The sequence below is a fragment of the Acuticoccus sp. genome, from assembly GCF_965213555.1.
GTDB lineage: Bacteria > Pseudomonadota > Alphaproteobacteria > Rhizobiales > Amorphaceae > Acuticoccus.
In genome coordinates, this window is the sequence record NZ_OZ243890.1 from 3722329 (window position 1) to 3744300 (window position 21972).

18 protein-coding genes and 1 pseudogene are annotated in these 21972 nt (G+C 71.9%); 11 read left to right on the plus strand and 8 right to left on the minus strand.

Annotated elements, in window-relative coordinates:
- Window positions 1–37: 37 nt before the first annotated feature.
- On the minus strand, window positions 38–1105 hold the full coding sequence (gene dctP / locus ACOOE8_RS17390; protein WP_420392662.1) for a TRAP transporter substrate-binding protein DctP: 1068 nt from the start codon (window positions 1103–1105) through the stop codon (window positions 38–40).
- Window positions 1106–1226: 121 nt separating this feature from the next.
- Between dctP and ACOOE8_RS17395 the strand changes: the two genes are divergently transcribed.
- Window positions 1227–1961 (plus strand): IclR family transcriptional regulator, encoded by a 735-nt coding sequence (locus ACOOE8_RS17395; protein WP_420392663.1) that lies wholly within the window; start codon window positions 1227–1229, stop codon window positions 1959–1961.
- Here the strand turns inward: ACOOE8_RS17395 and ACOOE8_RS17400 are convergent.
- On the minus strand, window positions 1937–2836 hold the full coding sequence (locus ACOOE8_RS17400; protein WP_420392664.1) for a bifunctional 5,10-methylenetetrahydrofolate dehydrogenase/5,10-methenyltetrahydrofolate cyclohydrolase: 900 nt from the start codon (window positions 2834–2836) through the stop codon (window positions 1937–1939). The two genes, ACOOE8_RS17395 and ACOOE8_RS17400, sit on opposite strands and share 25 nt — an antisense overlap.
- Before the next feature lie 178 nt (window positions 2837–3014).
- Between ACOOE8_RS17400 and ACOOE8_RS17405 the strand changes: the two genes are divergently transcribed.
- Entirely contained in the window at window positions 3015–4307 is a 1293-nt protein-coding gene (locus ACOOE8_RS17405) for an NAD(P)/FAD-dependent oxidoreductase (RefSeq protein ID WP_420392665.1), read from the plus strand.
- Window positions 4308–4344: 37 nt separating this feature from the next.
- On the plus strand, window positions 4345–4608 hold the full coding sequence (locus ACOOE8_RS17410) for a spike base protein, RCAP_Rcc01079 family (RefSeq protein ID WP_420392666.1): 264 nt from the start codon (window positions 4345–4347) through the stop codon (window positions 4606–4608).
- Between the two features lie 4 nt (window positions 4609–4612).
- Here ACOOE8_RS17410 and ACOOE8_RS17415 read toward each other — a convergent pair whose 3' ends face one another.
- The 3 genes from ACOOE8_RS17415 to ACOOE8_RS17425 are packed head-to-tail and all read right to left on the minus strand — an operon-like array spanning window position 4613 to window position 8269.
- Window positions 4613–6895 carry a xanthine dehydrogenase family protein molybdopterin-binding subunit gene (locus ACOOE8_RS17415; RefSeq protein ID WP_420392667.1) on the minus strand — a complete coding sequence of 761 codons (2283 nt, stop codon included), beginning with the start codon at window positions 6893–6895 and terminating at the stop codon, window positions 4613–4615.
- Complete coding sequence (locus tag ACOOE8_RS17420; RefSeq protein ID WP_420392668.1) at window positions 6892–7380, minus strand: (2Fe-2S)-binding protein; 489 nt, start codon at window positions 7378–7380, stop codon at window positions 6892–6894. The genes ACOOE8_RS17415 and ACOOE8_RS17420 overlap by 4 nt, the downstream gene beginning before the upstream one ends.
- A gap of 31 nt (window positions 7381–7411) precedes the next feature.
- Window positions 7412–8269: an FAD binding domain-containing protein gene (locus tag ACOOE8_RS17425; RefSeq protein ID WP_420392669.1), complete on the minus strand. Its 858-nt coding sequence runs from the start codon at window positions 8267–8269 to the stop codon at window positions 7412–7414.
- An 871-nt stretch (window positions 8270–9140) separates the two neighbouring features.
- Between ACOOE8_RS17425 and ACOOE8_RS17430 the strand changes: the two genes are divergently transcribed.
- Together ACOOE8_RS17430 and ACOOE8_RS17435 are read left to right on the plus strand one after the other, a co-directional pair.
- Window positions 9141–10529, plus strand: coding sequence for a transposase (locus ACOOE8_RS17430; protein ID WP_420392670.1), 1389 nt, complete (start codon window positions 9141–9143; stop codon window positions 10527–10529).
- A 70-nt stretch (window positions 10530–10599) separates the two neighbouring features.
- Window positions 10600–10893 carry a hypothetical protein gene (locus tag ACOOE8_RS17435; RefSeq protein WP_420392671.1) on the plus strand — a complete coding sequence of 98 codons (294 nt, stop codon included), beginning with the start codon at window positions 10600–10602 and terminating at the stop codon, window positions 10891–10893.
- A gap of 112 nt (window positions 10894–11005) precedes the next feature.
- On the opposite strand, the gene phaC is transcribed toward ACOOE8_RS17435, so the two are convergent.
- Entirely contained in the window at window positions 11006–12826 is a 1821-nt protein-coding gene (gene phaC / locus ACOOE8_RS17440) for a class I poly(R)-hydroxyalkanoic acid synthase (protein ID WP_420392672.1), read from the minus strand.
- 186 nt (window positions 12827–13012) lie between these two features.
- Between phaC and ACOOE8_RS17445 the strand changes: the two genes are divergently transcribed.
- From ACOOE8_RS17445 to ACOOE8_RS17460, 4 genes and pseudogenes are all read left to right on the plus strand, one after another.
- Entirely contained in the window at window positions 13013–13597 is a 585-nt protein-coding gene (locus tag ACOOE8_RS17445) for a hypothetical protein (RefSeq protein WP_420392673.1), read from the plus strand.
- Between the two features lie 37 nt (window positions 13598–13634).
- Window positions 13635–14846, plus strand: coding sequence for an LL-diaminopimelate aminotransferase (locus ACOOE8_RS17450; protein ID WP_420392674.1), 1212 nt, complete (start codon window positions 13635–13637; stop codon window positions 14844–14846).
- Window positions 14847–14884: 38 nt separating this feature from the next.
- Window positions 14885–15598 (plus strand): hypothetical protein, encoded by a 714-nt coding sequence (locus ACOOE8_RS17455; protein ID WP_420392675.1) that lies wholly within the window; start codon window positions 14885–14887, stop codon window positions 15596–15598.
- Window positions 15599–15673: 75 nt separating this feature from the next.
- A pseudogene (locus ACOOE8_RS17460) lies at window positions 15674–16974 on the plus strand (homoserine dehydrogenase).
- A gap of 20 nt (window positions 16975–16994) precedes the next feature.
- On the opposite strand, the gene ACOOE8_RS17465 reads toward ACOOE8_RS17460, so the two are convergent.
- Window positions 16995–17843 carry a hypothetical protein gene (locus ACOOE8_RS17465; protein ID WP_420392676.1) on the minus strand — a complete coding sequence of 283 codons (849 nt, stop codon included), beginning with the start codon at window positions 17841–17843 and terminating at the stop codon, window positions 16995–16997.
- 138 nt (window positions 17844–17981) lie between these two features.
- On the opposite strand from ACOOE8_RS17465, the gene glpX reads away from it, so the two are divergent.
- Window positions 17982–18971 (plus strand): class II fructose-bisphosphatase, encoded by a 990-nt coding sequence (gene glpX, locus ACOOE8_RS17470; RefSeq protein WP_420392677.1) that lies wholly within the window; start codon window positions 17982–17984, stop codon window positions 18969–18971.
- A gap of 11 nt (window positions 18972–18982) precedes the next feature.
- Window positions 18983–20095, plus strand: coding sequence for an amidase family protein (locus ACOOE8_RS17475; protein WP_420392678.1), 1113 nt, complete (start codon window positions 18983–18985; stop codon window positions 20093–20095).
- A gap of 21 nt (window positions 20096–20116) precedes the next feature.
- Here ACOOE8_RS17475 and recJ read toward each other — a convergent pair whose 3' ends face one another.
- Window positions 20117–21895: a single-stranded-DNA-specific exonuclease RecJ gene (gene recJ / locus ACOOE8_RS17480; RefSeq protein ID WP_420392679.1), complete on the minus strand. Its 1779-nt coding sequence runs from the start codon at window positions 21893–21895 to the stop codon at window positions 20117–20119.
- Window positions 21896–21972: the final 77 nt, after the last annotated feature.

Sequence of the window (21972 nt, forward strand, 5' to 3'; positions counted from 1 at the left end):
CGCTCGCGGCCGCTCGTGTGCGCGTCCGTGCGGCCGCTCACTGGGACCAGGGGTAGCCGGAGGCCTCCACCTCGCCCGCCGCGTCGTCGATCTCCGCCATGTAGCGCTCGGCGATCTCCGCCGCGGTGGGGTTGATCGCGGACGCCTCCTCGACGTTTGCCTCGTAGGATCCCCGCAGCGCGTCGGCCCAGGCGTCCCGCTCCTCGCCCTCGAGCCGCATGACCTTCACCGGGTAGGTCGGGTCCGCCTCGATCTTGCCGAGCGTCTCCTCGGCGTACTGGATCTCCGCCTTTGCGAGGTCCTCGGTGAGCTGTGGCAGCGTCTCCTCGATGGCCTGACGGTGCTCCTCGGAGAGGCTCTCCCAGGTGTCGAGGCTGGCGTAGATCATGTTGGCGTGCTGGCCGAGGTTTAGCGTGGTGACGTGGTCGGCGACCTCGTTGAGCTTGAACGGGTAGATCTGGTTCGCGTAGGTCGTCGACCCCGTGATCGTGCCCTTCTCAAGCGCGGTGTAGGTCTCCGGCGAGCGGATGCGCGCGGGGCTCACGTCCCAGCCAAACTGCTGCGCCGCGCGGCTGTAGTGGCTCGACAGGCGCATGGTCGCGCCGGCGAAGTCCTCCGGCGAGGTGTAGAACCTGTCGCCGACGAACAGCGTCGGCCCGATGGAGTTGACCGCGAGGAACTTCAGCCCCGCCTCCTCTTCCTCCTCCTGGATCGCCGGGAACGCCTCGCGCGTCTCCATCCACGCCGTCGCCACCGCGTAGGGGTCGCCGGAGGCGTAGGACGTTGACGAAAGGTAGGTCAGCGGCAGGTCCTGCTTGGAGTAGGCCGGCACGATGATGCCGATGTCCGCGAGACCGCTCGACACCGCCTCGAGGTTGTCCGCGAGCTTGGAGAGCGACTGTTGATAGTAGAACTCCACGGTGACCTCGCCGTCGGTCCTTTCGGCGATCGTGTCCGCCCAATCCTCGAGCACGAGCGAGGCTGGTGACGTCGGCGTCCCTGAGGTCGTGAAGGTGAGCTCGGTCGCAGCGCCTGCAGGGGTCGCGACGACGGCGACCGCTCCGAGCGCGCAGGCCGCCAACAGGGGTCGAGTGTGGATGTGCATGCGTCCTCGCCTGTCGTTTTGGGCGCCGCATCGCGGCGCGAGGGCGCTGACGGTGCCACAGGCGCTTGGCGAACACGATCACGTCGGTGATAACGATGATCGTCGACGTGATGGGAAGGCCGTGGACAGCGCCGTCAAGTCAGCGGGCCGGGTGCTCGACATCCTCGAGCTGTTCGAGGCCGAGCAGCGGCCGCTCAGGGTGTCGGAGATCGTCGCCGCGCTGAACCTGCCGCAGTCGAGCGTCTCGATGCTGGTCAAGACGATGCGCCAGATGGGGTACATCGACTTCGACCCCGTCGCGCGGACTTATCGGCCGTCGGTGCGCCTGGCGTTCCTCGGGCACTGGGCGGTGGGTCCGCGGGGGACGACCGAGCGCATCAACGCGACGATGCGCGCGCTGTCGGAGGCGACGGGCGAGTCGGTCCTCCTCGGGCGGCAGGTGGGCATCAACATGCAGTACCTGTCGGTGATCGAGTCGCGGCAGCTCCTGCGCTTCTCGCTTCACCCGGGGCTCGTGCGCACGAGCTTCCACACGGGCATCGGGATCGCGATCCTGTCGCGGCGTCCGGACGACGAGGTCCGCCGCCTCGTCACGCGCTACAACGCCGAGCGCGCCGAGGGCGCCCCGTCGATCAGCGAGGCATGGGTCGCCGGAGAGCTCCAGCGCGCGCGGGCCGACGGGTTCTACCAGTCCCACGGAATGATGACGCCGGGGGCAGGGGTCATCGCCGTGCCGCTGCCGGAGGCCGTGTTCGGCCCGAACCTCGGCATCGGCATCGGCGCGCCGCTGCAGCGGCTCGAGGCCAGGCGCGACGCGCTCGTAGCGAGGCTTCAGGAGGCCGTGCTCGCCGGCTGAACGCTCCGCTCGGCCGCCTCCAGCGTGTTCCTCATCAGCATGGCGATGGTCATGGGGCCGACGCCGCCCGGGACCGGTGTGATCGCCGAGGCGGCCGTCGCTTCCTCGAACGCGACGTCCCCGACGAGGCGCGAGCCCGACGCGCGCGAGGCGTCGGCGACCCGGTTCGTGCCGACGTCGATCACCGTCGCGCCGGGCTTGATGGCGGCGCCGTCGATCACCCGCGGCCGGCCTGCGGCGGCGACCAGGATGTCGGCGCGGCGGGCGAGCGCGGCGACATCCGCGGTGCGGCTGTGGGCGATGGTGACGGTGGCGTTCGCCTTCGCGAGGAGCAGCGCCATCGGGAGGCCGACGAGGCGCGAGCGGCCGACGACCACGGCGTCGAGGCCGGACAGGTCCGCTCCGCGCTCCGCCTCGATGAGGGCGAGGCAGCCGAGCGGCGTGCACGGGACGATGGCGCGCGGGTCGCCCACCGCGAGGCGTCCCGCGTTGGCGACGGTGAGGCCGTCGACGTCCTTGTCGGGGTCGATGGCCGCGATCGTCGCCGGCGGGTCGAGGTGCGCCGGCAGCGGGAGCTGGACGAGGATGCCGTGCACCGCCGGGTCCGCGTTGAGCGCGGCGACGAGCGCCACGAGCTCGGCCTGGGTCGTCTCGGCCGGCAGCGTGTGCTGGACGGAGTGGAAGCCGAGCGCCTCCGCGGTCGCCGACTTCATGCGCACGTAGACGACGCTCGCAGGGTCCTCGCCGACGATGACCACGGCGAGCCCGGGCCGGACGGGCAGCCGCGCAGCGCGCCGCGCGACCTCGTCGGTGATGCGGGCTGCGGCGGCCTTGCCGTCGATGAGGCGGGGGCCCGGGGCGTCGGCGGTGGGCAACTGATCCTCCTTCGGGTCCCGCCACCCTTGGCACGGCAAGGCGAGCCAGCGCGAGGGCCGTCGCATTCGCCTCCCGTGGCGCCGCGAAGCCGAACTGGCACCCCCCTCCTGCTGCCCTCGCTGCGGTGGGCGCACGGACGTGGCTGGCGGGCCGCACCGCGGCGTGCGAAGAGGCAGCATGCGCAGCGACGTCCTCGTCCTCGGAGCGGGCATGGTGGGGATCTCCACCGCGCTCCACCTGTTGGAGCGCGGTCGCTCCGTGACGCTGGTCGACCGTGGACTGCCCGCCGGCGAGACGTCCTTCGGCAACTCCGGCCTCATCCAGAGCGAGGCGGTGATCCCCTACACGTTCCCACGCAACGTCGGCGTCCTCCTCTCCGCCGCGCTCGGCCGCCGGATCGACGCGCGGCTGCGCTGGGCCTCGCTTCCGGCGATCGCGCCCTGGCTCCTCGCCTATGCCCGCGCGTCCTCGCCGGAGGCGGTGCGCCGGACCGCGCTCGCCAACGTGCCGCTGATCGCTCGTGCGCGGGCCGAGCACGAACGGCTGATGGACCGCGCCGGCGCCCGGCACCTGTTGCGCGAGGGGGGCTACCTGCGGGTCAACCGCTCCGCTCTCGCCCTCGAGGAGGCGGCCGCCGTCGCCGCTCGCGTGCGCGACGAGTTCGGCATCGCGTTCGACGCCTGGGACGCCGATCGGCTGCGTGCGGAGGAGCCACACCTTTCGCCCGCCCTCGCGGGGGCGATCCACATGCCGGAGCCCGCCCGCGTCGAGGATCCAGGCGACGTGGGCACCGCCTACGCCCGCCTGTTCGAGGGGGAGGGGGGCACCCTCGTGCGCGGGGACGCGACGACGCTGTCGCAGCCCGACGGGTCGTGGTCCGTCGAGACCGAGCAGGGGACGGCCGCGGCCCGCGAGGTCGTCGTCGCCCTCGGACCGTGGTCGGGCGACCTCCTGCGACGGCTCGGCGTCTCCGTCCCCCTCGGCGTTAAGCGCGGCTACCACCGGCACTTCCGCGCGGCGGGCAACGCGACGCTCGGCCGCTTCGTGGTCGACGACGACCACGGCCTGGTGCTGACGCCCAACAAGCGCGGCATCCGCCTCACCACCGGCGCCGAGTTCGCGACGCGGGACGCTCCGCCCACCGTCCGCCAGATCGACGCGGCGGAGGGGGTCGCCCGTGGCCTGTTCCCGCTCGCCGACCGGCTCGAGCCGCGGGCCTGGCTCGGCGCGCGGCCCTGCCTGCCGGACATGCTCCCCGCGGTGGGCCCGGTCCCCGGCCGGCCCGGCCTGTGGGCGAACTTCGGCCATCATCACCTCGGCTTCACGCTCGGTCCCACGACCGGGCGCCTCCTCGCCGAGCGCATGACCGACGGTGAGCCGTTCACCGATCCAGCCCCCTACGAGCTGGCCCGCTTCGGTGGGTCCGGCGGCGGAGGGCGAACTTATCACCGGGCCCCGCGGAACGGATAGGCTCGCGCGCGTCGATCCGCAGCACAGGATGAGCGCGATGTCTGTCCCCCTCCCGACCGTGAACCGCGGCCTCACCGCGCCGGCTGCCGGCGCGTTCGCCATCACGCCGAGCGACAGTTCCGACCTGCCGGTCCCCGCCCGCGCGCTCTACGTCGGCGGCGAGGGCGACGTCGAGGTCAGGATGCTGGATGGCTCGACGGTGACCTTCGCCAACGTCGGGACCGGCTCGATCCTTCCGGTGTCGGCGACCCGCGTCCTCCAGTCCGGCACGACCGCGACCTACCTCCTCGGGCTCGTGTGACGGCTTACGCCGGCGCGGCGACGGGGCTTCGGCTGCGCACCTCGCGAAGGATCGCCGCCGGCGACAGCGGCAGCGTGGTCACGAAACCCGGCGATTGGAGCGCGTCGTCCACCGCGGCCGCGATCGCCGGGCCGACGCCGGCGATGCCCACGTGGCCGACGCCGCGCAGCCCGAGCGGCGTCGCGCGGCTCGGATCGTCCTCGTGGAGGAAGACCTCGACGGCTGGCACGTCCGCCGCGGTGGGCATGCCGTAGCTGCGAAGGCCGACGCAGACCGGTTCGCCCGAGGGCCCATGGGGGAGGCCGGTGCCGAGGGCCCCGCCGAGGCCGTGAGCGACCGCGCCGACGATCTGCGCCTCGACCAGCGCTGGGTTCACGGGGGTGCCGACGTCTGCCGCCACGTGGACGCCGCGTACCGCGACGAGCCCTGTGCCGCGGTCGACCTCGACGACCGCGGCGATGAGCGCTGCGGTCGCGACCGAGCCGGACATGCGATGCCAGCCGTCCGCCGCGAGGCCGCCGCCGTCGCGCGCCGCGGCCTCGACCATCGCCGCAAGGTCGGCGAGCGCGACCGAGGCGCCACCGTGACCATCCGCTTCCCTGACGCGGTCGGACTGGATCGTGAGCCGGTCGCACGACAGGCCGAGCGCCTGTCCCGCCGCGGCGAGGACCTTGTCGCGCAGCGCCTCGGCGGCGAACTGCGCGGCGGTGCCGAGGGCGACGCTGGCGTGCCACCCACCGCGCGGGGCGGGCGTCCTGTCGGTCTCCCCGGTTCGCACCCGCACGCTCGCATGGCCGACGCCGAGGACGTCCGCCGCCACCTGCGCCACGAGGGCCGCGGTCCCCTGACCCTCCTCGCTCGCACCGGTCACCGCCTCGATCCCGCCGCGCGCGTCGAGCGCCAGGCTGACGTGGGCGAAGCCGTCGCATGGTCCTGGCTCGGTGGCGATTGCGATCCCCATCCCGACGAGTTCGCCGTCGGCGCGTCGTGCGGCGACGCGCCGCCGCAACCGGTCCAGCGAGAACGCCTTCGCGCCGGCGTCGAGGAGGGCGAGGGGGCTGGCCGGCGGCTCGTCGGCGAAGCGCGGAGCGACGGAAGGTTGCCGGTGCTCGGCCTCCGTGATCGCAGCGAGGCTGTCCCGACGCAGCGCCAACCCGTCGACGCCGAGCGCTGCGGCGACCGCGTCCATGATCCGCTCGCGCACGAACGTCGCCTCGACCGTGCCGGCGCCGCGCATGCGACCGGCCGGCGGCGTGTTCGTGAGGCGCGCACGGCCGGTCGCACGGAACGAAGCCATCGCGTAGGGACCGGTCAGCGCGTCGAGGACGACGCCGACGGACGTTCCGTCCGCACCGACGTACGCGCCCTGGTCGACCTCGACGTCGACGTCGAGCCCGACGAGGTCCCCCGCCGCGCTCACCGCCGCGCGCGCCCGTGCCGTGACGCCGCGCCCCCGCGGCGCCGCCTCGAGGTTCTCCCGTCGCCCCTCGATCCACCGCACCGGCCGCTCGAGGAGCCGTGCGGCATGGGCGACGAGGACGTCCTCGGGCGCCACGGCTCCGCGCGCGCCGAAGCTGCCTCCGACGTCCGTTGCGTGCCAGCGGACCGCGGCGAGCGGAAGGTCGAGCGCGGCCGCCAGCGTCGCGCGCGCGGCATGGGCGCCGCGGCCGGCTCCCCAGACCTCGAGGAGGTCGCGGCCGGCGTCCCAACGCGCGACGAGGCCGCGCGGCTCGAGGGGAACCGCGCCGTCCCGCGCCAGCCCAAGCGTGACTTCGACGATCCGCGCGGCGTTCCGGAACGCACGGTCAGGGTCGCCGAAGCCGCGTTGGACGGGCGCCGGTGGCTCCGGCGTCGCGTATGGCCGGGCCTCAGGCTGCGATCCGACGGCCGCCGGAGTCGGCGTGATGCTGAGGACGACGAGCTCGGCCGCGTCCTCCGCGGACGCGAGGCTCTCGGCGAACACGGCGGCGACCGGCTCGCCGATGTAGCGCACCCGCGTGCCCGCGAGCACGGGCTGGCGTGGTGCGCCGAGCAACTCCTCGGCGTCGGCGCGCAAGGGGATGGTGGGGAGCTCTGCGACGTCGGCGCCGGTGAGGACCGCGACGACGCCGGGGGCATGGCTCGCCTCCTCCACGTCGACGGCCTCCAGGAGGCCGGCAGCCACCGGCGAGCGCACAACGTGCATGTGGACCTGATGGGCGAGCATCACGTCGCCGACGGTGCGTCCGTGCCCGGCGAGGAGCGGCTCGGTTCCGAGCCGAGGCAGGCGCTCGCCGACGTGCCTCACTCGGCCTCGTCGAAGAGCCGAGCCTCCGCCTCGCCGAGCGCTGCGAGGATCGGTCGGTACCCGGTGCAGCGGCACAGCGTGCCCGCAGCAAGCGCCCCGATGTCCGTCGTCCCCGGTGCCGTCGCTCGCACGAAGGTCCCCTCGGCGAGCATCACCACGCCCGCGGTGCAGTGCCCACACTGGACCGCGTGGTGCCGTCGCAACGACTCCTGCAGCGGATGGAGCGGGCCGCCCGGTGGCGCGAGCCCCTCTACGGTGCGCACCTCGCGGCCGTGCGCCTGCACCGCGAACATGAGGCAGGCCCTGACGGGCTCCGCGTCGACGAGGACGGTGCACGCGCCGCACACGCCCTCCGCGCAGCCGACCTTGGCCCCTGTCAGTCCGCATGCCTCGCGCAGGGCTTCGATGAGCGTCACGCGGGGTTCAACCACGAGCGTTCGCGCCGTCCCGTTCACGGTCATCGTCATCTGCAGCCTGCGGACCATGACCCCTCCGCGGCGTCACGAACGCGCGCCCCTACCGGAGCGAGCGTTCCAGCGCCCGGAGCGCGACCGTACGGGTGAGGTCGCGTCGCCACGCCGCGTCGGCGAAGGCGTCACCGTGGGGATCGACGAGGTCCGCCGCCGCGTCAGCCACCTCACGCAGGAGCTTGCGCGAGGGGGCGCGGCCGGATAGCAGCGCCTCGGCGTCCGGCAGGCGACGCGGTACCGGCTCTACCGCGCCGACCCCGATGCGGACGTCGCCCACCTCGTCCATGTCGCGGTCGAGCACCACGAGGGCCATCGCCACGGCGTAGTGCCCGGCCCGGGGACACACCTCGCAGAAACCGTGTCGCGTGCCGGACGGAAGCAGCGGAAGCTGCACCTCCACGAGCATCTCGTCGTCGGCGAGAACGGTCGCCGACATGGCCTCGAAGAACTCCGTTGCTGCGAGAACGCGCGCGCCACGCTTCGCGGAGCGGGCGACGAGCTCGGCGTCAAGGACCACCGCAGCGAGGCCCCATTCCGACGCCGGGTCCGCGTTGGCGAGCGCGCCGCAGAACGTTCCACGCAGGCGCACCGGCAGGTGTGAGATGTGGCCCGACAGCTCGGCGAGGAGCTCGCCCAGGGGGCCCCTCACCGCGACCGGGTCGAAGTCGATGTGACGCATCAGTGGCGGAATGCGCACCCGCCCGCCGAGGACGGTGGGGCGCTCGGCGCGGGCGATGCGGTTGATGTCGATGACGTGGGCGGGGCGGGCGTGGCGGGCGAGCATGGCCGGGACGAGGCTCTGTCCGCCAGCGAGCAGGCGAGCAGAGGTGCCGTGGTCGGCGAGGAGGCCGACCGCCTCGTCGATGGAGCCCGGCGCGTGGTAGTCGAACGCCGCCGCTGTCACCCGCCTCTCCCCACCGGCCCATCCCCGCGGACAGTGCCCAAGTCGAGGAAGGCCGTGCAAGGGAACGCCGGCCGTGCGGTCCATCGCAGGGTCGGTTATCAAGAGCTTTCTCGCTTGCGCGGGCCTTGGGGGCCGCCCCGGGAAGCCCGGTGCCTAGATCAGGTCGAACGATCTTCGGGTCGGTGACGCCGTGAGACGACGGGTCTGAGGTGCTTTGCGAAGGTGGTTCGCGAGGTGGACGATGGGACGGGCTCCCCGGCTCGATCGGCGCAAACCGGGGGGGGGCGGCGATTGAGGATGGGCTGTCGCACCGTGAGGCTGCGCGGCGCTTCTCGGTCGGGATCGCAACTGCCAGGCTTGGCGCAGGCCATGGCGGCGCACGGGGAGCGTCGCGCCGGGCCAGCGAGGCCATCCGCTGCGCTTCAGGCTCGACCCGCTAAAGCGTTGATCCTCGGCCTGGTGGAAGGGCAGGCGGACGTCATCCTTGTCGAGATCGCCGAGTGCCCTTCGGCCGAAGGAGGCGTGACGGCCTGTCCGTCGACCGTGTGGCACGTCTTGGCCAGGCGGGGCCTCACGTCCCATCAAGACCGCACACGCTGCCGAGCGGGACCGCCCGGACGTCGCACGGCGTCGGCAGGACTGGTTCGCCGGCCAGCTCGGCCTCGACCCTCCCGCCTGATCTTCATCTCGGGCTGTCGCCGGAGATGGCTCGGCTCGTCTGCGTGGCCGGCGCGGCGCGGCGAGCGATGCCGCGCACCCGTGCCGCATGGACCTTGGAAGTCGACATGTTCACGGCCGGGCTGAGGCCGGACGGTGTTGTCGCGCCATGGCTCCTCGAATGGTGTGATGGACGGCGAGGCCTTCCGCACCCATGGGGGCGCGCGGCCTGGTGCCCGAGCTCTCGCGGGGCGACATCGTCGTGATGGACAAGCTGCCGGTGGACACGGCGCCGGCATCCGGGAAACCTTCGACACCGCCGGCGCTCGCTTCCTGCATCGGCGCCGTGCTCGCCGGACTTCAACCGCTCGAGCACGCCTTCGCCAAGCTGGAGACATTCCTGCGTCAGGCGGCTTGCCGAACGATCGCTCCCCGAAGGGACACAGTCGCCGAACTACTGCCCGACGTCGCCGTGCAGGACTGCGCCACCCTCTTCGCCAGCGCCGGCAATGACTGCGATGGGATCGGACGTGCCCTAGGGTCAAACCCTCAAACGCGGTTCGTTGATGCGCATCTGACGACGATCTGCGATGGGAGATCGTCATGCATCAAGATTACTTCCGGCCGACCGAGGCTCAGATCGAGCGCCTCGAGCGACCGCTTCCGACCGGCACGCGCGGTCCGCCACGCGTCGACGACGGGCGGGTGTGATCAGCGGGACCATCCCCGTCTGGAAGTCCGCCGCAAGGATGCGCCAGGCGCCGTACAGGCCGCGCAAGACGCTCCACAACGGCTCGTCCGCCGGGCTGCGCAGAACGGGTGGAGCGTCGTCTTGTACACCCTCGCCGCAGCGGGCGGACCACCGGCAGTGCTGTGCGTCCGGCCCAAAGGGGGGAGCGGCATCAGGCGATCGGACTCTCGCGGTGGCCGAACCGCCAAAACTCACGCCCTGACGGACGAGCGATGTCGTCCTGTCGCCGTCCTGCTGACGGGCGAGCAGGTCGCCGCTTGCTCCGCCGCCGAAGCGCTGCTGGAGGCGATGGCGGACTGCCGCAAGTTGGACGGCGACAAGGGCGACGACACGAACAGGATTCGTAAGACGGTCGAGGCGGGCGGCGCCTTGGCCCAACAATCGACGGCCTCACGCCAGGCTCCATCCGCATCGCCGATCGGGCATACGGCCCCAACGCGATCCGCGCGCACGCGACCGGATGCGTCGCACGGGTCCACATCCCCGCCACGCGTGATCTGCAAGAACACGTTCGCCTTCAGCGGCCTCCTCGAGCGCGAGCGCCAGCTCGTCGAGCGGTTCTTCATTCGGGTCAAAAGCTTCCGCGGCATCGCCACGCGGTCCGATCGCCGGCCTGACAACGTCCTCGCCGCCATCGCCCTCGCAGCGATCCGCCTCTGGATCGCCGCGATGTGTGTCCGCGGCCTAAGGCATCCCTTTGGCGCTGCCGTGCCGGTCGCCTGGCACGCCGTGCCCGAGCGCTACGGACCACGCACGACGCTCTACAATCCTTCGTCCGATGGCGGGCGAAGGGGATCTCGGACCGCATCCTGGCTGCGGTGTCAGAAGCCTACGACGGGGACATCGTCATGATCGACGCCTCATGCGTGCGCGTCCACCAGCACGGTGGTTCCATGGAAAGGGGGGCGGGGACGATCGCGGCATGGGCCGTGCCCGCGGCGGCCTGACGACCAAGATCCACGCTCTTGTCGCTGCCGAACGCCGCCCGCGTCCGCCTCGTCCTGACGCCTGGCCAGGCCAGGCCGGTGACGCGGCCGCCGCGCCCGGCCTTATCGTCAACCTCGGGCCGGGGGCGATCGCGATCGCCGACCGTGCCTACGACACGAACGCGATCCGCCACCACGCTACCAGACGCGGCGTGTGGGCCATCGTCCCTCCCGCGTCATCCGCCGCCTCCGCCTTCAGCGCCCTGCTGTACCGGTACCACGATCGATGACCCCGGAAAGGCGCAACGGGCCAGGGCACGCCGCCCGCAGGCACCGGGCCGGTCGCACGGCGCCTGAGGAGACCCGCGGACCGCAACGACGCGAGCCTGCCAGCGGTCCGCGTCATGGCATCGTCACGTAGCGGCCCGGCGCCGGCTCGATGGCGTTGTAGTGCCCGCCGCCGGGGGGGCGCGCGGGCACCCTCTCGCCGGAGCGGTGCGCGCCGAGCCACTCGTGCCAGACCGGCCACCAGGAGCCTGGAACCTCGCGCGCGGTCGCGACCCACTCCTCCAGCGAGCCGGACGCGTCCCCATCCACCCACACCTGGTACTTGTTCTTCGCGGGAGGGTTGACGACGCCGGCGATGTGCCCCGAGCCTGTCAGCACGAACCGCGCCTCGCCGCCGAACAGCTTGTTGCCGGTGAACACCGACAAGGCGGGCGCGATGTGGTCCTCCCTGGTGGCGATGTTGAGCACCGGCACCTTGATGTCGCCCGGCGACAGCCTCGTCCCCTCGACCTCGAGCTGGCCGAGCGCGAACTGGTTCGCATGGTAGAAGTTGCGCAGGTAGAAGGTGTGGTTCGCCGCCGGCATCCGCGTCGCGTCCGAGTTCCAGGTCAACAGGTCGAACGGGAACGGGTCGCGGCCCTTGATGTAGTTGTTGACGACGTAGGGCCAGATGAGGTCGTTCGCGCGCAGCATGTTGAACGCGGTCGCCATCGAGCGGCCGTCGAGGTACCCCTTCGCCGTCATCTTGCGCTCGAGGACGGCGAGCTGCTCCTCGTCGACGAACACCTTGAGGTCGCCAGCGTGGGTGAAGTCCACCTGGGCGGTGAGGAACGTCGCGGTGTTGATCCGCCGGTCGCCGCGCCGCTCCATGTGCGCGAGGGTCATCGCGAGCAGCGTCCCGCCGACGCAGTAGCCGACGATGTCGGTCCGGTCGGTGTCGGCGGCCTTGAGGACGTGGTCGAGGCCCCACAGCACGCCCTCGTGCATGTAGGTGATGAAGTCGTTGCCGGCGTGCCGCTCGTCCGGGTTGACCCAGGACAGCACGAACACGGTGTGGCCCTGTTCGGTGAGCCAGCGGATCAGCGACTTCTCGGCGTTGAGGTCGAGGATGTAGAACTTGTTGATCCAAGGCGGGACGACGAAGATCGGCTCCCGCGCAACGTCGTCCGTCGCGGCGTCGTACTGGATGAGCTGGGCGATGGCGTTCTCGGCGATGACCTGCCCCGGCGTCATCGCCATGTTGACGCCGAGCTTGAACGTCCCGGGGTCGGACTGGCGCAGCCGGAGCTCACCGTGGCCCGCCGCGACGTCCTCGGCGAGCATCTTCATGCCCTTGGCAAGGTTCTCCCCCGAGCGCGACGCCGTCTCGCGCAGCAGCTCGGGGTTGGTGAGAAGGAAGTTCGAGGGCGACAGCGCGGCCGACAGCTGGCGGACGTAGAAGCGCGCCTTGGCCCGCGTGTGCTCGTCGAGGTCGTCGGCCTCGTCCACCAGCGACTGCGCCCAGCGCGTGGTGATGAGGTAGCCCTGCTTCAGGAAGTCGAAGAACTGGATGGCGGTCCAGTCCTCGTCGGCGAACCTCTTGTCGGAGGGGTCCGGCCGCGCGACGGGCTCCGCCGGCTCGCCGGCGAGGCGGCAGAGCGCGTTGCCGTAGAGCGCCATCCACGCGTTGGCGAGGCGGGACTGGGCCTCCAGCGTCCGAACCGGGTCGGCGAGCCAGTAGTGCGTCACCCGCGAGAGCGTGCGCACCCACTCGGTGATCTCGTCGGCCCGCGTGTCCTTCGCCTCGCCGGCCTGCATGGGGGCGACGTACGCCGCCATGGCCTCGTTGGCGTGCGCCAGCATCTTCGTGATGTTGCGCGCGAACTCCTCGGGGTTGTCGACGATGTAGTTCAGGACGGGATCGCGCGGTGTGTCAGTCACGTCACGTGCGGCCATCGTCAGCGTCCTCCATGGATCGGCGTTAAGGCCGTGTTCTTTTCTTTGCCTCCCTGTCATGGGACGGGAGGAGGCGCTTGCCAACAGGGCAATCGCCGGTGCGCTGCGACCGTTGCGTGGTGGGCGCATCGCGTGCGCGGGGCTGCGACGGCTCCCGGGGGACGGTGGTTCGGGGATGGGTCAGGCGTGACGGGTCCGGTCCGAGACGCGGCGGGCGCGCGGTCCGCGGGCGCTGCGCTGGTGGCTGCGCTCGCCATGGGCCTCGCGGGCTGCAGCCTGGAGCCGTCGGCGCCGCTCGTGCGGCTGCCGGAGCGTCCCGCGACCGTCCTCCCCTCCGAGGTGCCCGCCACCCGTGCCGACGGGTTCCCGAACATCCTCGCCGACCCGGCGACGGTCGCCGGGCTGCCGCGCGAGCCGGCGGCGGTGGAGCGGGGCGTGGCGACGCTGGCCGCCGAGGGGCGGACGGCGCGGGCCCGCACCGCCGGCATCGCACGCGGCGGCGCGGCCGACGCGCTGCGCCGGCGCGGCCGCACCCACGTCGAGGAGGCGCGGCGCGCCATCGCGGCGAGCGGCCGAGCCAGCGCCGCGCCCGCGATCGCGCCGGCCGACCCGGAGGCGGTGCGGGGGCGCATCGCCTCGAGCGGCACGCGGCAAACGCGCGACGATGCCGCGTCCCCATCGGGCACGGTGGCCGAGCCTCGTCCCATCGAGCCGCAGGCTCCCCGCGCCGTCGGGCCGCCCGGCGGCGACCCGGTTGCCCCGTCGCGCTGATCGCGTATTGCCATCCCCTCGTTCGGAGTCCCGCCCCATGCAGAGCTTCCACAAGATCCGCAGGTTGCCGCCGTATGTGTTCGAGGAGGTCAACCGGCTGAAGGCGGCGGCGCGTGCCGACGGGGCGGACATCATCGACCTCGGCATGGGGAACCCCGACCTGCCGACGCCGCAGGCGATCATCGACAAGCTGACCGAGACCGTCGCCAAGCCGCGCACCCACCGCTACTCGGCCTCCAAGGGCATCCCGGGGCTGCGCCGCGCCCAGGCGGCGTACTACGCGCGGCGCTTCGGCGTTAAGCTCGACCCCGACACCGAGGTGGTGGCGACGCTCGGCTCCAAGGAGGGCTTCGCCAACATGGCGCAGGCGATCACCGCGCCGGGCGACGTGGTGCTGACGCCGAACCCCTCCTACCCGATCCACGCCTTCGGCTTCCTGATGGCGGGCGGCTCGACCCGCTCGGTGCCGGCCGAGCCGGGGCCGGAGTTCTTCCGCGCGCTGGAGCGGGCGGTGGTGCACTCCGTGCCCAAGCCCATCGCCCTCGTCCTGTGCTACCCGTCGAACCCCGGCGCGCACGTGGCGGACCTCGCGTTCTACCGCGAGGTCGTCGCCTTCGCGAAGCGGCACGACATCTTCGTCCTGTCCGACCTCGCCTACGCGGAGATCTACTTCGACGGCGCGCCGCCGCCGTCGATCCTCGAGGTGGAGGGGGCGAAGGACGTCGCGGTGGAGTTCACCTCCATGTCGAAGACGTACTCGATGCCCGGCTGGCGCATCGGCTTCGCGGTGGGCAACGAGCGGCTCATCGCGGCGCTCGCGCGGGTTAAGAGCTACCTCGACTACGGCGCGTTCACGCCGATCCAGGTGGCGGCGGCGGCGGCGCTCAACGGCGGCGACGACTGCATCGCCGAGGTCCGCGAGACGTACCGCCGGCGGCGCGACACGCTGGTGGACTGCTTCGCGCGCGCCGGCTGGGCGGTGCCCTCGCCGCCGGCCTCGATGTTCGCGTGGGCGCCGATCCCGCCGGCGCTGTCGCATTTGGGCAGCCTGGAGTTCACCAAGCTCCTGCTTGAGGAGGCGCACGTCGCGGTGGCGCCGGGCCTCGGCTTCGGCGAGCACGGCGACGGCTTTGTGCGCATCGCGCTGGTGGAGAACGAGCAGCGCATCCGCCAGGCCGCGCGGGGGCTGAAGCGCTTCCTGGACCGGCACGCGCCGCAGAACGTGGTGCCGCTCAGCGCGATGCGGTAGGGACGGTGGAATGAGGCGGACCGCTCAACGACGACCATATGACGACCACTCGGCGGGATATCGTGCCATTGCAGAGAAAAACGCACAAGTACCGTTTTGGAACTATAGGGCTGCGAGAGCAGGACGTTTCCGCCATCGAAGCTAAAATTAAAAAATATGGCGGAGAGCCGGTGTACCGAACGGACGATACAGAATTTTTGTCCGCAAGGGAGCTGATCGCCTCCAATGCTGCGCACAACTCCTTTTTTCTTAGCGCATACAGAAAGCGAGGTTCGTCAGGGCCTTTTTTTCACCTGACCATTGGGGGGTCATTAAGTACTTGGGAGGTCGAAGAGCTACCCAACGGTACACCGGCCGATCAGGCCGTTGCAAACCAACTATTTCAAGAGGTAAGGAACGTTCTTAGTAATCGAAGCGCATTGGTTCCAAATAGACCATTGGTGATCGCTCGAAATACGGTCGTCTATCTTCCTTTAATACTTTTGGTATTAGAACATCTCTTTACTCCAGTATGGTTAGGAGGGGCAGCAATATTGCAGATAACCTTGGTAGTTACTTTCTTCCATGTCATGTTCTCATGGGTTGAGCGGCGTCGATGGAATAAGAGCGCTGTGGTGCAACCGAAGCGTTATGTTAATCAGATAACTAAAAGGTGGCCTGAGATCGTTGTCGTTATAGTTGGAAGTTTGTTCGCTGTTATGTTGACGAGGATGCTTGATTGTCTAAGCTCTCTATTAGAACGGACGTTGTAGTTTAATTTTTCCAAGGTCGTGAATTGATACCACATATGCTCACCCCTTCAGTCTTCGAATGCTAGTGAGTTCTGTATGTCCATCCTGAGCATCGGCATCGCCGGGCTCGGCACCGTCGGAGCCGCCACCGTCGCGCTGCTCGACGCCGAGCCGACCCATGGCGGCTCGGGACGCAACATCGAGGTCGCCGCCGTCAGCGCGCGCGACCGTAACCGCGCGCGCGGTATCGACCTTTCCGGCGCCGCGTGGTTCGACGATCCGGTGGCGCTCGCGCGCTCCGACGTCGACGTCGTGGTGGAGCTCATCGGTGGGGCGCACGGGGCGGCGCTCAAGACCGTGACTGCGGCGCTCGAAGCCAAGAAGGCCGTCGTCACCGCGAACAAGGCGCTGCTCGCCGCGCACGGGATGCGTCTCGCCGCGCTCGCGGAAGAGCACCAAGCGCCGCTGCTCTATGAGGCGGCCGTCGCCGGCGGCATCCCTGCGATCCGCACCGTGCGCGACGGCTCGCCGGCATCCCCATCACCAGCGTGCTCGGCATCCTCAACGGCACCTGCAACTACATCCTGACGCGGATGGAGCGCGAGGGCCTCACCTTCGAGGCCTGCCTCGCCGAGGCGCAGCGGCTGGGCTACGCCGAGGCCGACCCGAGCTTCGACGTCGACGGGCTCGACACCGCCCACAAGCTCGCCATCCTGTCGTCCATCGCCTTCACCACCGCCATCGACGCCGACGCCGTCGTCACCGAGGGCATCCGCGGCGTCGAGCCCGCCGACATCGCCGCCGCCCGCGAGCTCGGCTTCCGCATCAAGCTCCTCGGCATCGCCACGATGACGGCGGAGGGCGTCGACCAGCGCGTCCACCCCACCATGGTGCCGCTGGGCAGCGCGCTCGCCGAGACCTCGGGCGTCACCAACGCGGTGGCGATCCGCGGCGCGGCGTTCGGCGAATTGTTCCTGTCGGGCCCCGGCGCCGGCGGGATGGCGACCGCGTCGGCCGTCGTCTCCGACCTCACGGATCTCGCCCGCGGCCTCGCCCCGCGCCCGCTCGGCCGTCCCGCCGCGAGCCTCATCCCGTTCCGCCAGGCGGCGGCCGCCGGCCACCACGGCGCGTTCTACGTTCGGCTGCCCATCGCCGACCGCGCCGGCGCCTTCGCCGCGCTCGCCGCGCGCATGGCGGCCGAGGGCATCAGCCTGGAGCAGATCGTGCAGAAGACGCCGCACCGCCCCGACCACCTGCCGCCGCTCGACGAGCAGACCGTGGTGCTCGTCACCTACCCGACCAGCGAGGCGGCGCTGCAACGGGCGCTCGCCGCGATCCGCAGCGACGGCACCATCGTGCGGCCCGCGCACGTGATCCGCATCGCCCAGACCCTCTGAGCCTTCGGCCTCCCGCAGCGCTACCGGTGGAGCCATCGCGCCGTCACCCGGCGCGCGAGCGAGCGGGGTCGGCCGCGCCGGGAGAGGTCGAGCGCGAGGACGCTGCCGGGGGCGATCGGCGGCATCACCGCCTGGCCGGTGGAGGCGTTGATCGCTGCGACGCGATCGATGAGCGCGTCCACCCGGTGGGCGTCGAGGCCGCCGCGCAGGAGCCCCGCGAGGTCGCGGCGGTAGTGCACGTGGACGACGAACACCGCGCCGCTGACGAGGCCGCCGAACTGGACGCGCAGGTTGTAGTTGTGCGGCAGCGGCAGGAGGTCCGGCTGCAGCCCCTCGAGCGCCCTCGCGAGCGAGGGCTGGTCGTACACCGAGGGTCCCGACCGCGCCAGCGCCCGGCGGTAGGCCGCAGCCCATGCCGCGCACAGCGGGCCGGCGAAGCGTCCGCGCACGAAGAGGACGCCGGAGTTGACCGTGTACCGCCGACGCGGCTCGCGGCGCACCGCCTCGTCCATCGAGGTGATGGCGTCGCGGACGGCCACGGGGACGGCGGCGATGTCGAAGTCGGCGAACTCGAACACGCGTCCGATGTCGGCGAGCACGATCGTGTCGGTGTCGAGGAAGACGCGATCGCCGCTCGCCCTGCCGATCGCGTCGATCTTGTGCGCCTTGGGGGGTCCCGCCTCGCCGAGGGGGAGGATGGCGCTGAACGGCGACCCGACGGCCTGCACGAGCTCGGCCGCGAGCGCGGTCCGGTTCGTCCACAAGGTGATCGGCGCGTCCGTCCACCGCCGCAGCGAGCGCGCCGACACGCACGCCTCCGCGAGGTAGGTGGGCGAGCCGCCGGCATCGTAGGCGCTGTAGACGAACATCGGGCTCCGGGCGGTCTACATGACCGCGGCCGGCGCGGCGAGCGCGCCGGCGAGTGGCGCGCCCCGTCGGCGTCGTTGCGTCCGCCGGGACAACGCGGCACAACGGCGCCGTCCAGGGAAGCGGAGGCGTGGCAGGCCATGCAGGAAGACACGACGCCGGGGGGCGCGCTCGACCGCGTCCTGACCGTCGAGGTCATGCGCGTGACCGAGCGTGCGGCGGTGGCGGCGGCGCGCCTGCGTGGCCGCGGCGACGAGCGCGCCGCCGACCAGGCCGCGGTGGACGCCATGCGGCGCGAGCTCAACCGCCTCAGGATCGAGGGCATCGTCGTCATCGGCGAGGGCGAGCGCGACGAGGCGCCGATGCTCTACATCGGCGAGGCGGTGGGCACCGGCGGCCAGCGGGTGGACATCGCCCTCGACCCCCTCGAGGGCACGACCCTGTGCGCCAAGGACATGCCGAACTCCCTCGCCACGCTGGCGCTCGCCTCGGGCGGCGCGCTGCTCAACGCGCCCGACGTCTACATGGAGAAGATCGCCATCGGCCCGGGCTACCCCGATGGCGTCGTCGACCTCGACATGCCCGCCGCCGAGGCGATCCGCCGGCTGGCCGAGGCGAAGGGTGTGTCCGCCGGCGAGATCACCGCGTGCGTCCTCGACCGACCCCGTCACGCCGAGCTCATCAAGGCGATCCGCGAGACCGGCGCCGCGATCCGGCTGATCGGCGACGGCGACGTCGCCGGCGTCATCCACACCACCGACCCCATCGAGACCGGCATCGACATCTACATCGGCACGGGGGGCGCGCCGGAGGGCGTCCTCGCCGCGGCCGCGCTGCGCTGCATCGGCGGGCAGATGCAGGGCCGGCTGATCCTCAAGACCGACGAGCACAAGGCCCGCGCCGAGCGCATGGGCATCACCGACTTCGACAAGATCTACACCCACGAGGAGATGGCCTCGGGCGACGTCTACTTCTCGGCGACCGGGGTGACGGACGGCAACCTCCTGCAGGGCGTGCGGTTCTACCCCGGCTACATCACCACCGAGACCATCGTGATGCGCTCGCTCCACGGCACGGTGCGCACCATCAAGGCGCGACACACGAACTTCGACAAGTTCAACCTCAGCTGAGGCGTCCGGCGGTGACGCCGGACCCCTACGGCGCCTTCGTCGAGCGCGTCGCGACGGCAGACGGACCGCGCGTCGCCGTCAAGGACATGATCGCGGTCGAGGGCCTGCCGCAGGAGGCCGGCCTGCCCGTCCGCGCCGGGCGCAGGGCGAGCCGCGACGCCACGGTCGTCGCCCGGCTCAAGGCGGCGGGCTACGCGCTCGCCGGTGTGACGGTGACGGATGCGGCCGGCTTCGGGACGATGACGGACGCCGTGGAGAACCCGCGCCACCCTGGCCGCGCGGTTGGGGGCTCAAGCGGGGGCTCGGCGGCGGCCGTCGCCGGCGGGCTGGCCGAGGTGGGTCTCGGCACCGACACCGGCGGCTCGGTGCGCATCCCGGCCGCCTACTGCGACCTCCTCGCCTACACGCCGACGCGCGAGCGGGCCGTCTTGGACGGCGTCCTGCCGCTGTCGCCTACCTTCGACGTGCCGGGCATCCTGGCTGCTGACGCCGTGCAGCTCGCCGCCGCGGCGCCCTTCCTCGTCGAGGCGTGGGACCCCTCCGACAGCACGAGCCCACGCTTTTCGGTGCCCGACCACGAGCTTGCCGTGGCCGACGCCGCGGTGCGCGCGGCCTTCGCGTCCATCCGCCAGCGCCTCGGCGCCGGCACGTTCGCGAGCCCGGTGCCCTACGACGTTCTCGCCGCGGCGCACTCCGACATCGTGTGCGCCGAGGGGTTCGCGGTGCATCGAGACGACTGGGACCGTGCGCCGGACGGCTTTGCTGACCTTGCAGCGAGCGGCATCGCCTACGGCGCGACCCTCGACGACCGCGGCGTCGCGGAGGCCCGGCGGACCGCCTCGGGCGCGCGCGAGGCGTGGCGCGGGTCGATCCAGCCGGACGTGATCCTCGTGCTGCCGACGCTGCCAATGCGGCCAGCGCCGCGCCGGACGCAGGCGGTCGAGGTCGCCGGCGTCGCGATGCCGATCACCAACGCCAACATCCGCTACACCGTGCCGTTCAGCGTCGCCGGTCTGCCGGTGGTCGTCGCACCGGTCGACGGGCTGTCGGTTCAGTTCGTCGGCGCTGCCGGCCGGGACGAGTGGCTGCTCGCGACCGTGCACGAGCTCGTCCGCGTGCTCTGACACGCCCAGCGAACCCGCGCCTCAAGCGGCCCGGCGGACCGCCTCGCCCACCTCAGCGACGTCGACGACGGACACCTCGGCCCGGGGGATGCCGCGGAAGGCCCCGTGGCCGACCTCCACCGCAAGGTTCACGGCGCCACCCCGAGCCTCGCGCAGCCGGTCGCCGATGGGCCCGTCGGGGCGGAACAGCATGGCCTCCAGCGATGGGCCTGCGAGGCCAGCGAGGCGAAGCTTGAGGCACTGCGCGGCTCCCACGGTGACGGTGCCCTCGACGAACGCCCCATCCAGGGCGAGGATGGGTCGCGGCCGGCCGGCACCCCACGGGCCGAAGTGCGACAGCGACCGCGCGAGCGGCTCGTCGATGGAGCCGGGAGCCACGACCGCGTCGATCCTCAGGCTGTCCGCCGTCACAGCGGCGGTGACGTCGCTGGAAAGCGCCGCGTTCAACCAAGCGGCGAGCACGTCGATCCGGTCGGCACGCACGGTGAGGCCGGCCGCCATCGCGTGCCCGCCGCCCTTCTCGAGAAGACCGTCGGCCGCTGCGGCGCGGATCGCCGCGCCGAGGTCGACCCCCTCGATGGACCGCGCCGATCCGGTCCCGGTCGCCCCGGTCAACGCGATGGCGATGGCCGGCCGCCGGTAGCGCTCCTTGAGCCGGGCGGCGACAAGGCCGACGACGCCCGGATGCCAGGAGCCGGCGACGACGATGACGTGCGCACCGTCCGCCATCGCGTCGGCCTCGGCGAGGGCGGCGGTTTCCATGCGGCGACGGTCTTCGTTCAGCCGGTCGAGCGTGGCTGCGATGCGCTCGGCCTCGAGCGGATCGTGCGTCGTCAAAAGGCGCGCGCCGAGCGCGGAGTCGCCGATGCGTCCGCCGGCGTTGATGCGGGGGCCAAGGACGTAGCCGAGGTGATGGGCGTCGACCGGCCCAGCGAGCCGCGCGGTCGTCGTGAGCGCCGCGAGCCCCGCGTTGCCACGGCGCCGCAGCGCGACGAGCCCGCGAGTGACGAACGCGCGGTTGAGCGGCGACAGCGGGACGACGTCGGCCACGGTACCGAGCGCCACGCAATCGAGCAGCGGCATCAGGCTCGGCTCGCCCTCGGCGAAGCGGCCGCGGCGGCGCAGCTCACGCATCAGCCCGACCATGACGACGAAGGCGACGCCGACCGCGGCGCAGTCTCCGAGCCCCGACAGGTCGTCGCCGCGGTTGGGGTTCACGATTGCGTCCGCTGGCGCGAGCGTCGTCACCGGGTGGTGGTCGATGACGAGGACGTCGAGACCGCGCGCCTTGGCGGCGGCCACGGGCAGCGTCGCCCCGGCCCCACAGTCGAGGCACACGACGACGTGCACGCCCTCGTCGGCGAGCCGCTCCATCGCCTCCACCGACGGGCCGTAACCGTCCGTCAGCCGATCGGGGATGACGATGCGCGGTGTCAGGCCCAGCATGGCGAGCGTGCGCGCGACGACGGCGGCCGAGGTCGCCCCGTCGACGTCGTAGTCGGCGAACAGCGCGACGGCCTCGCTTCCCTCCACCGCGTCGGCGAGGCGCGCCACCAACGCGTCGCAATCGGTCAGCCGCGAGGGGTCCGGCATCAGCTCGCGGATCGTCGGTGCGAGCTCGCGCTCGGCGTTGTCCACCGTGACGCCGCGGCCGGCGAGGACGCGAGCCACGACCTCGGGAAGACCGTGGCGCTGGGCGAGCGCCAGCGCCGTGCGCTCGCCCGCCGCGTCGAGGCGGGCGACCCAGCGGCGGCCGGACGCCGAGCGCTCGACGCCGAGCACGGGGTGGGGTGGTGACACGGGCGGGCCTTCGGATCGTTGCGCGGGGACACTCGCCCGATCCGACGCCGGTTTGGTTGCCGAACGGTTAACGTCCC

Excerpts from the sequence above, each read along its gene's own strand:
- ACOOE8_RS17455 (WP_420392675.1), top strand. The coding sequence starts at position 14,885 with ATGACGACCACTCGGCGGGATATCGTGCCATTGCAGAGAAAAACGCAC.
- phaC (WP_420392672.1), bottom strand. The coding sequence starts at position 12,826 with ATGGCCGCACGTGACGTGACTGACACACCGCGCGATCCCGTCCTGAAC.
- glpX (WP_420392677.1), top strand. The coding sequence starts at position 17,982 with ATGCAGGAAGACACGACGCCGGGGGGCGCGCTCGACCGCGTCCTGACC.
- ACOOE8_RS17435 (WP_420392671.1), top strand. The coding sequence starts at position 10,600 with ATGGGCCGTGCCCGCGGCGGCCTGACGACCAAGATCCACGCTCTTGTC.
- ACOOE8_RS17430 (WP_420392670.1), top strand. The coding sequence starts at position 9,141 with ATGGGGGCGCGCGGCCTGGTGCCCGAGCTCTCGCGGGGCGACATCGTC.
- ACOOE8_RS17420 (WP_420392668.1), bottom strand. The coding sequence starts at position 7,380 with ATGGTCCGCAGGCTGCAGATGACGATGACCGTGAACGGGACGGCGCGA.
- ACOOE8_RS17465 (WP_420392676.1), bottom strand. The coding sequence starts at position 17,843 with ATGTTCGTCTACAGCGCCTACGATGCCGGCGGCTCGCCCACCTACCTC.
- dctP (WP_420392662.1), bottom strand. The coding sequence starts at position 1,105 with ATGCACATCCACACTCGACCCCTGTTGGCGGCCTGCGCGCTCGGAGCG.
- ACOOE8_RS17405 (WP_420392665.1), top strand. The coding sequence starts at position 3,015 with ATGCGCAGCGACGTCCTCGTCCTCGGAGCGGGCATGGTGGGGATCTCC.
- ACOOE8_RS17450 (WP_420392674.1), top strand. The coding sequence starts at position 13,635 with ATGCAGAGCTTCCACAAGATCCGCAGGTTGCCGCCGTATGTGTTCGAG.
- ACOOE8_RS17410 (WP_420392666.1), top strand. The coding sequence starts at position 4,345 with ATGTCTGTCCCCCTCCCGACCGTGAACCGCGGCCTCACCGCGCCGGCT.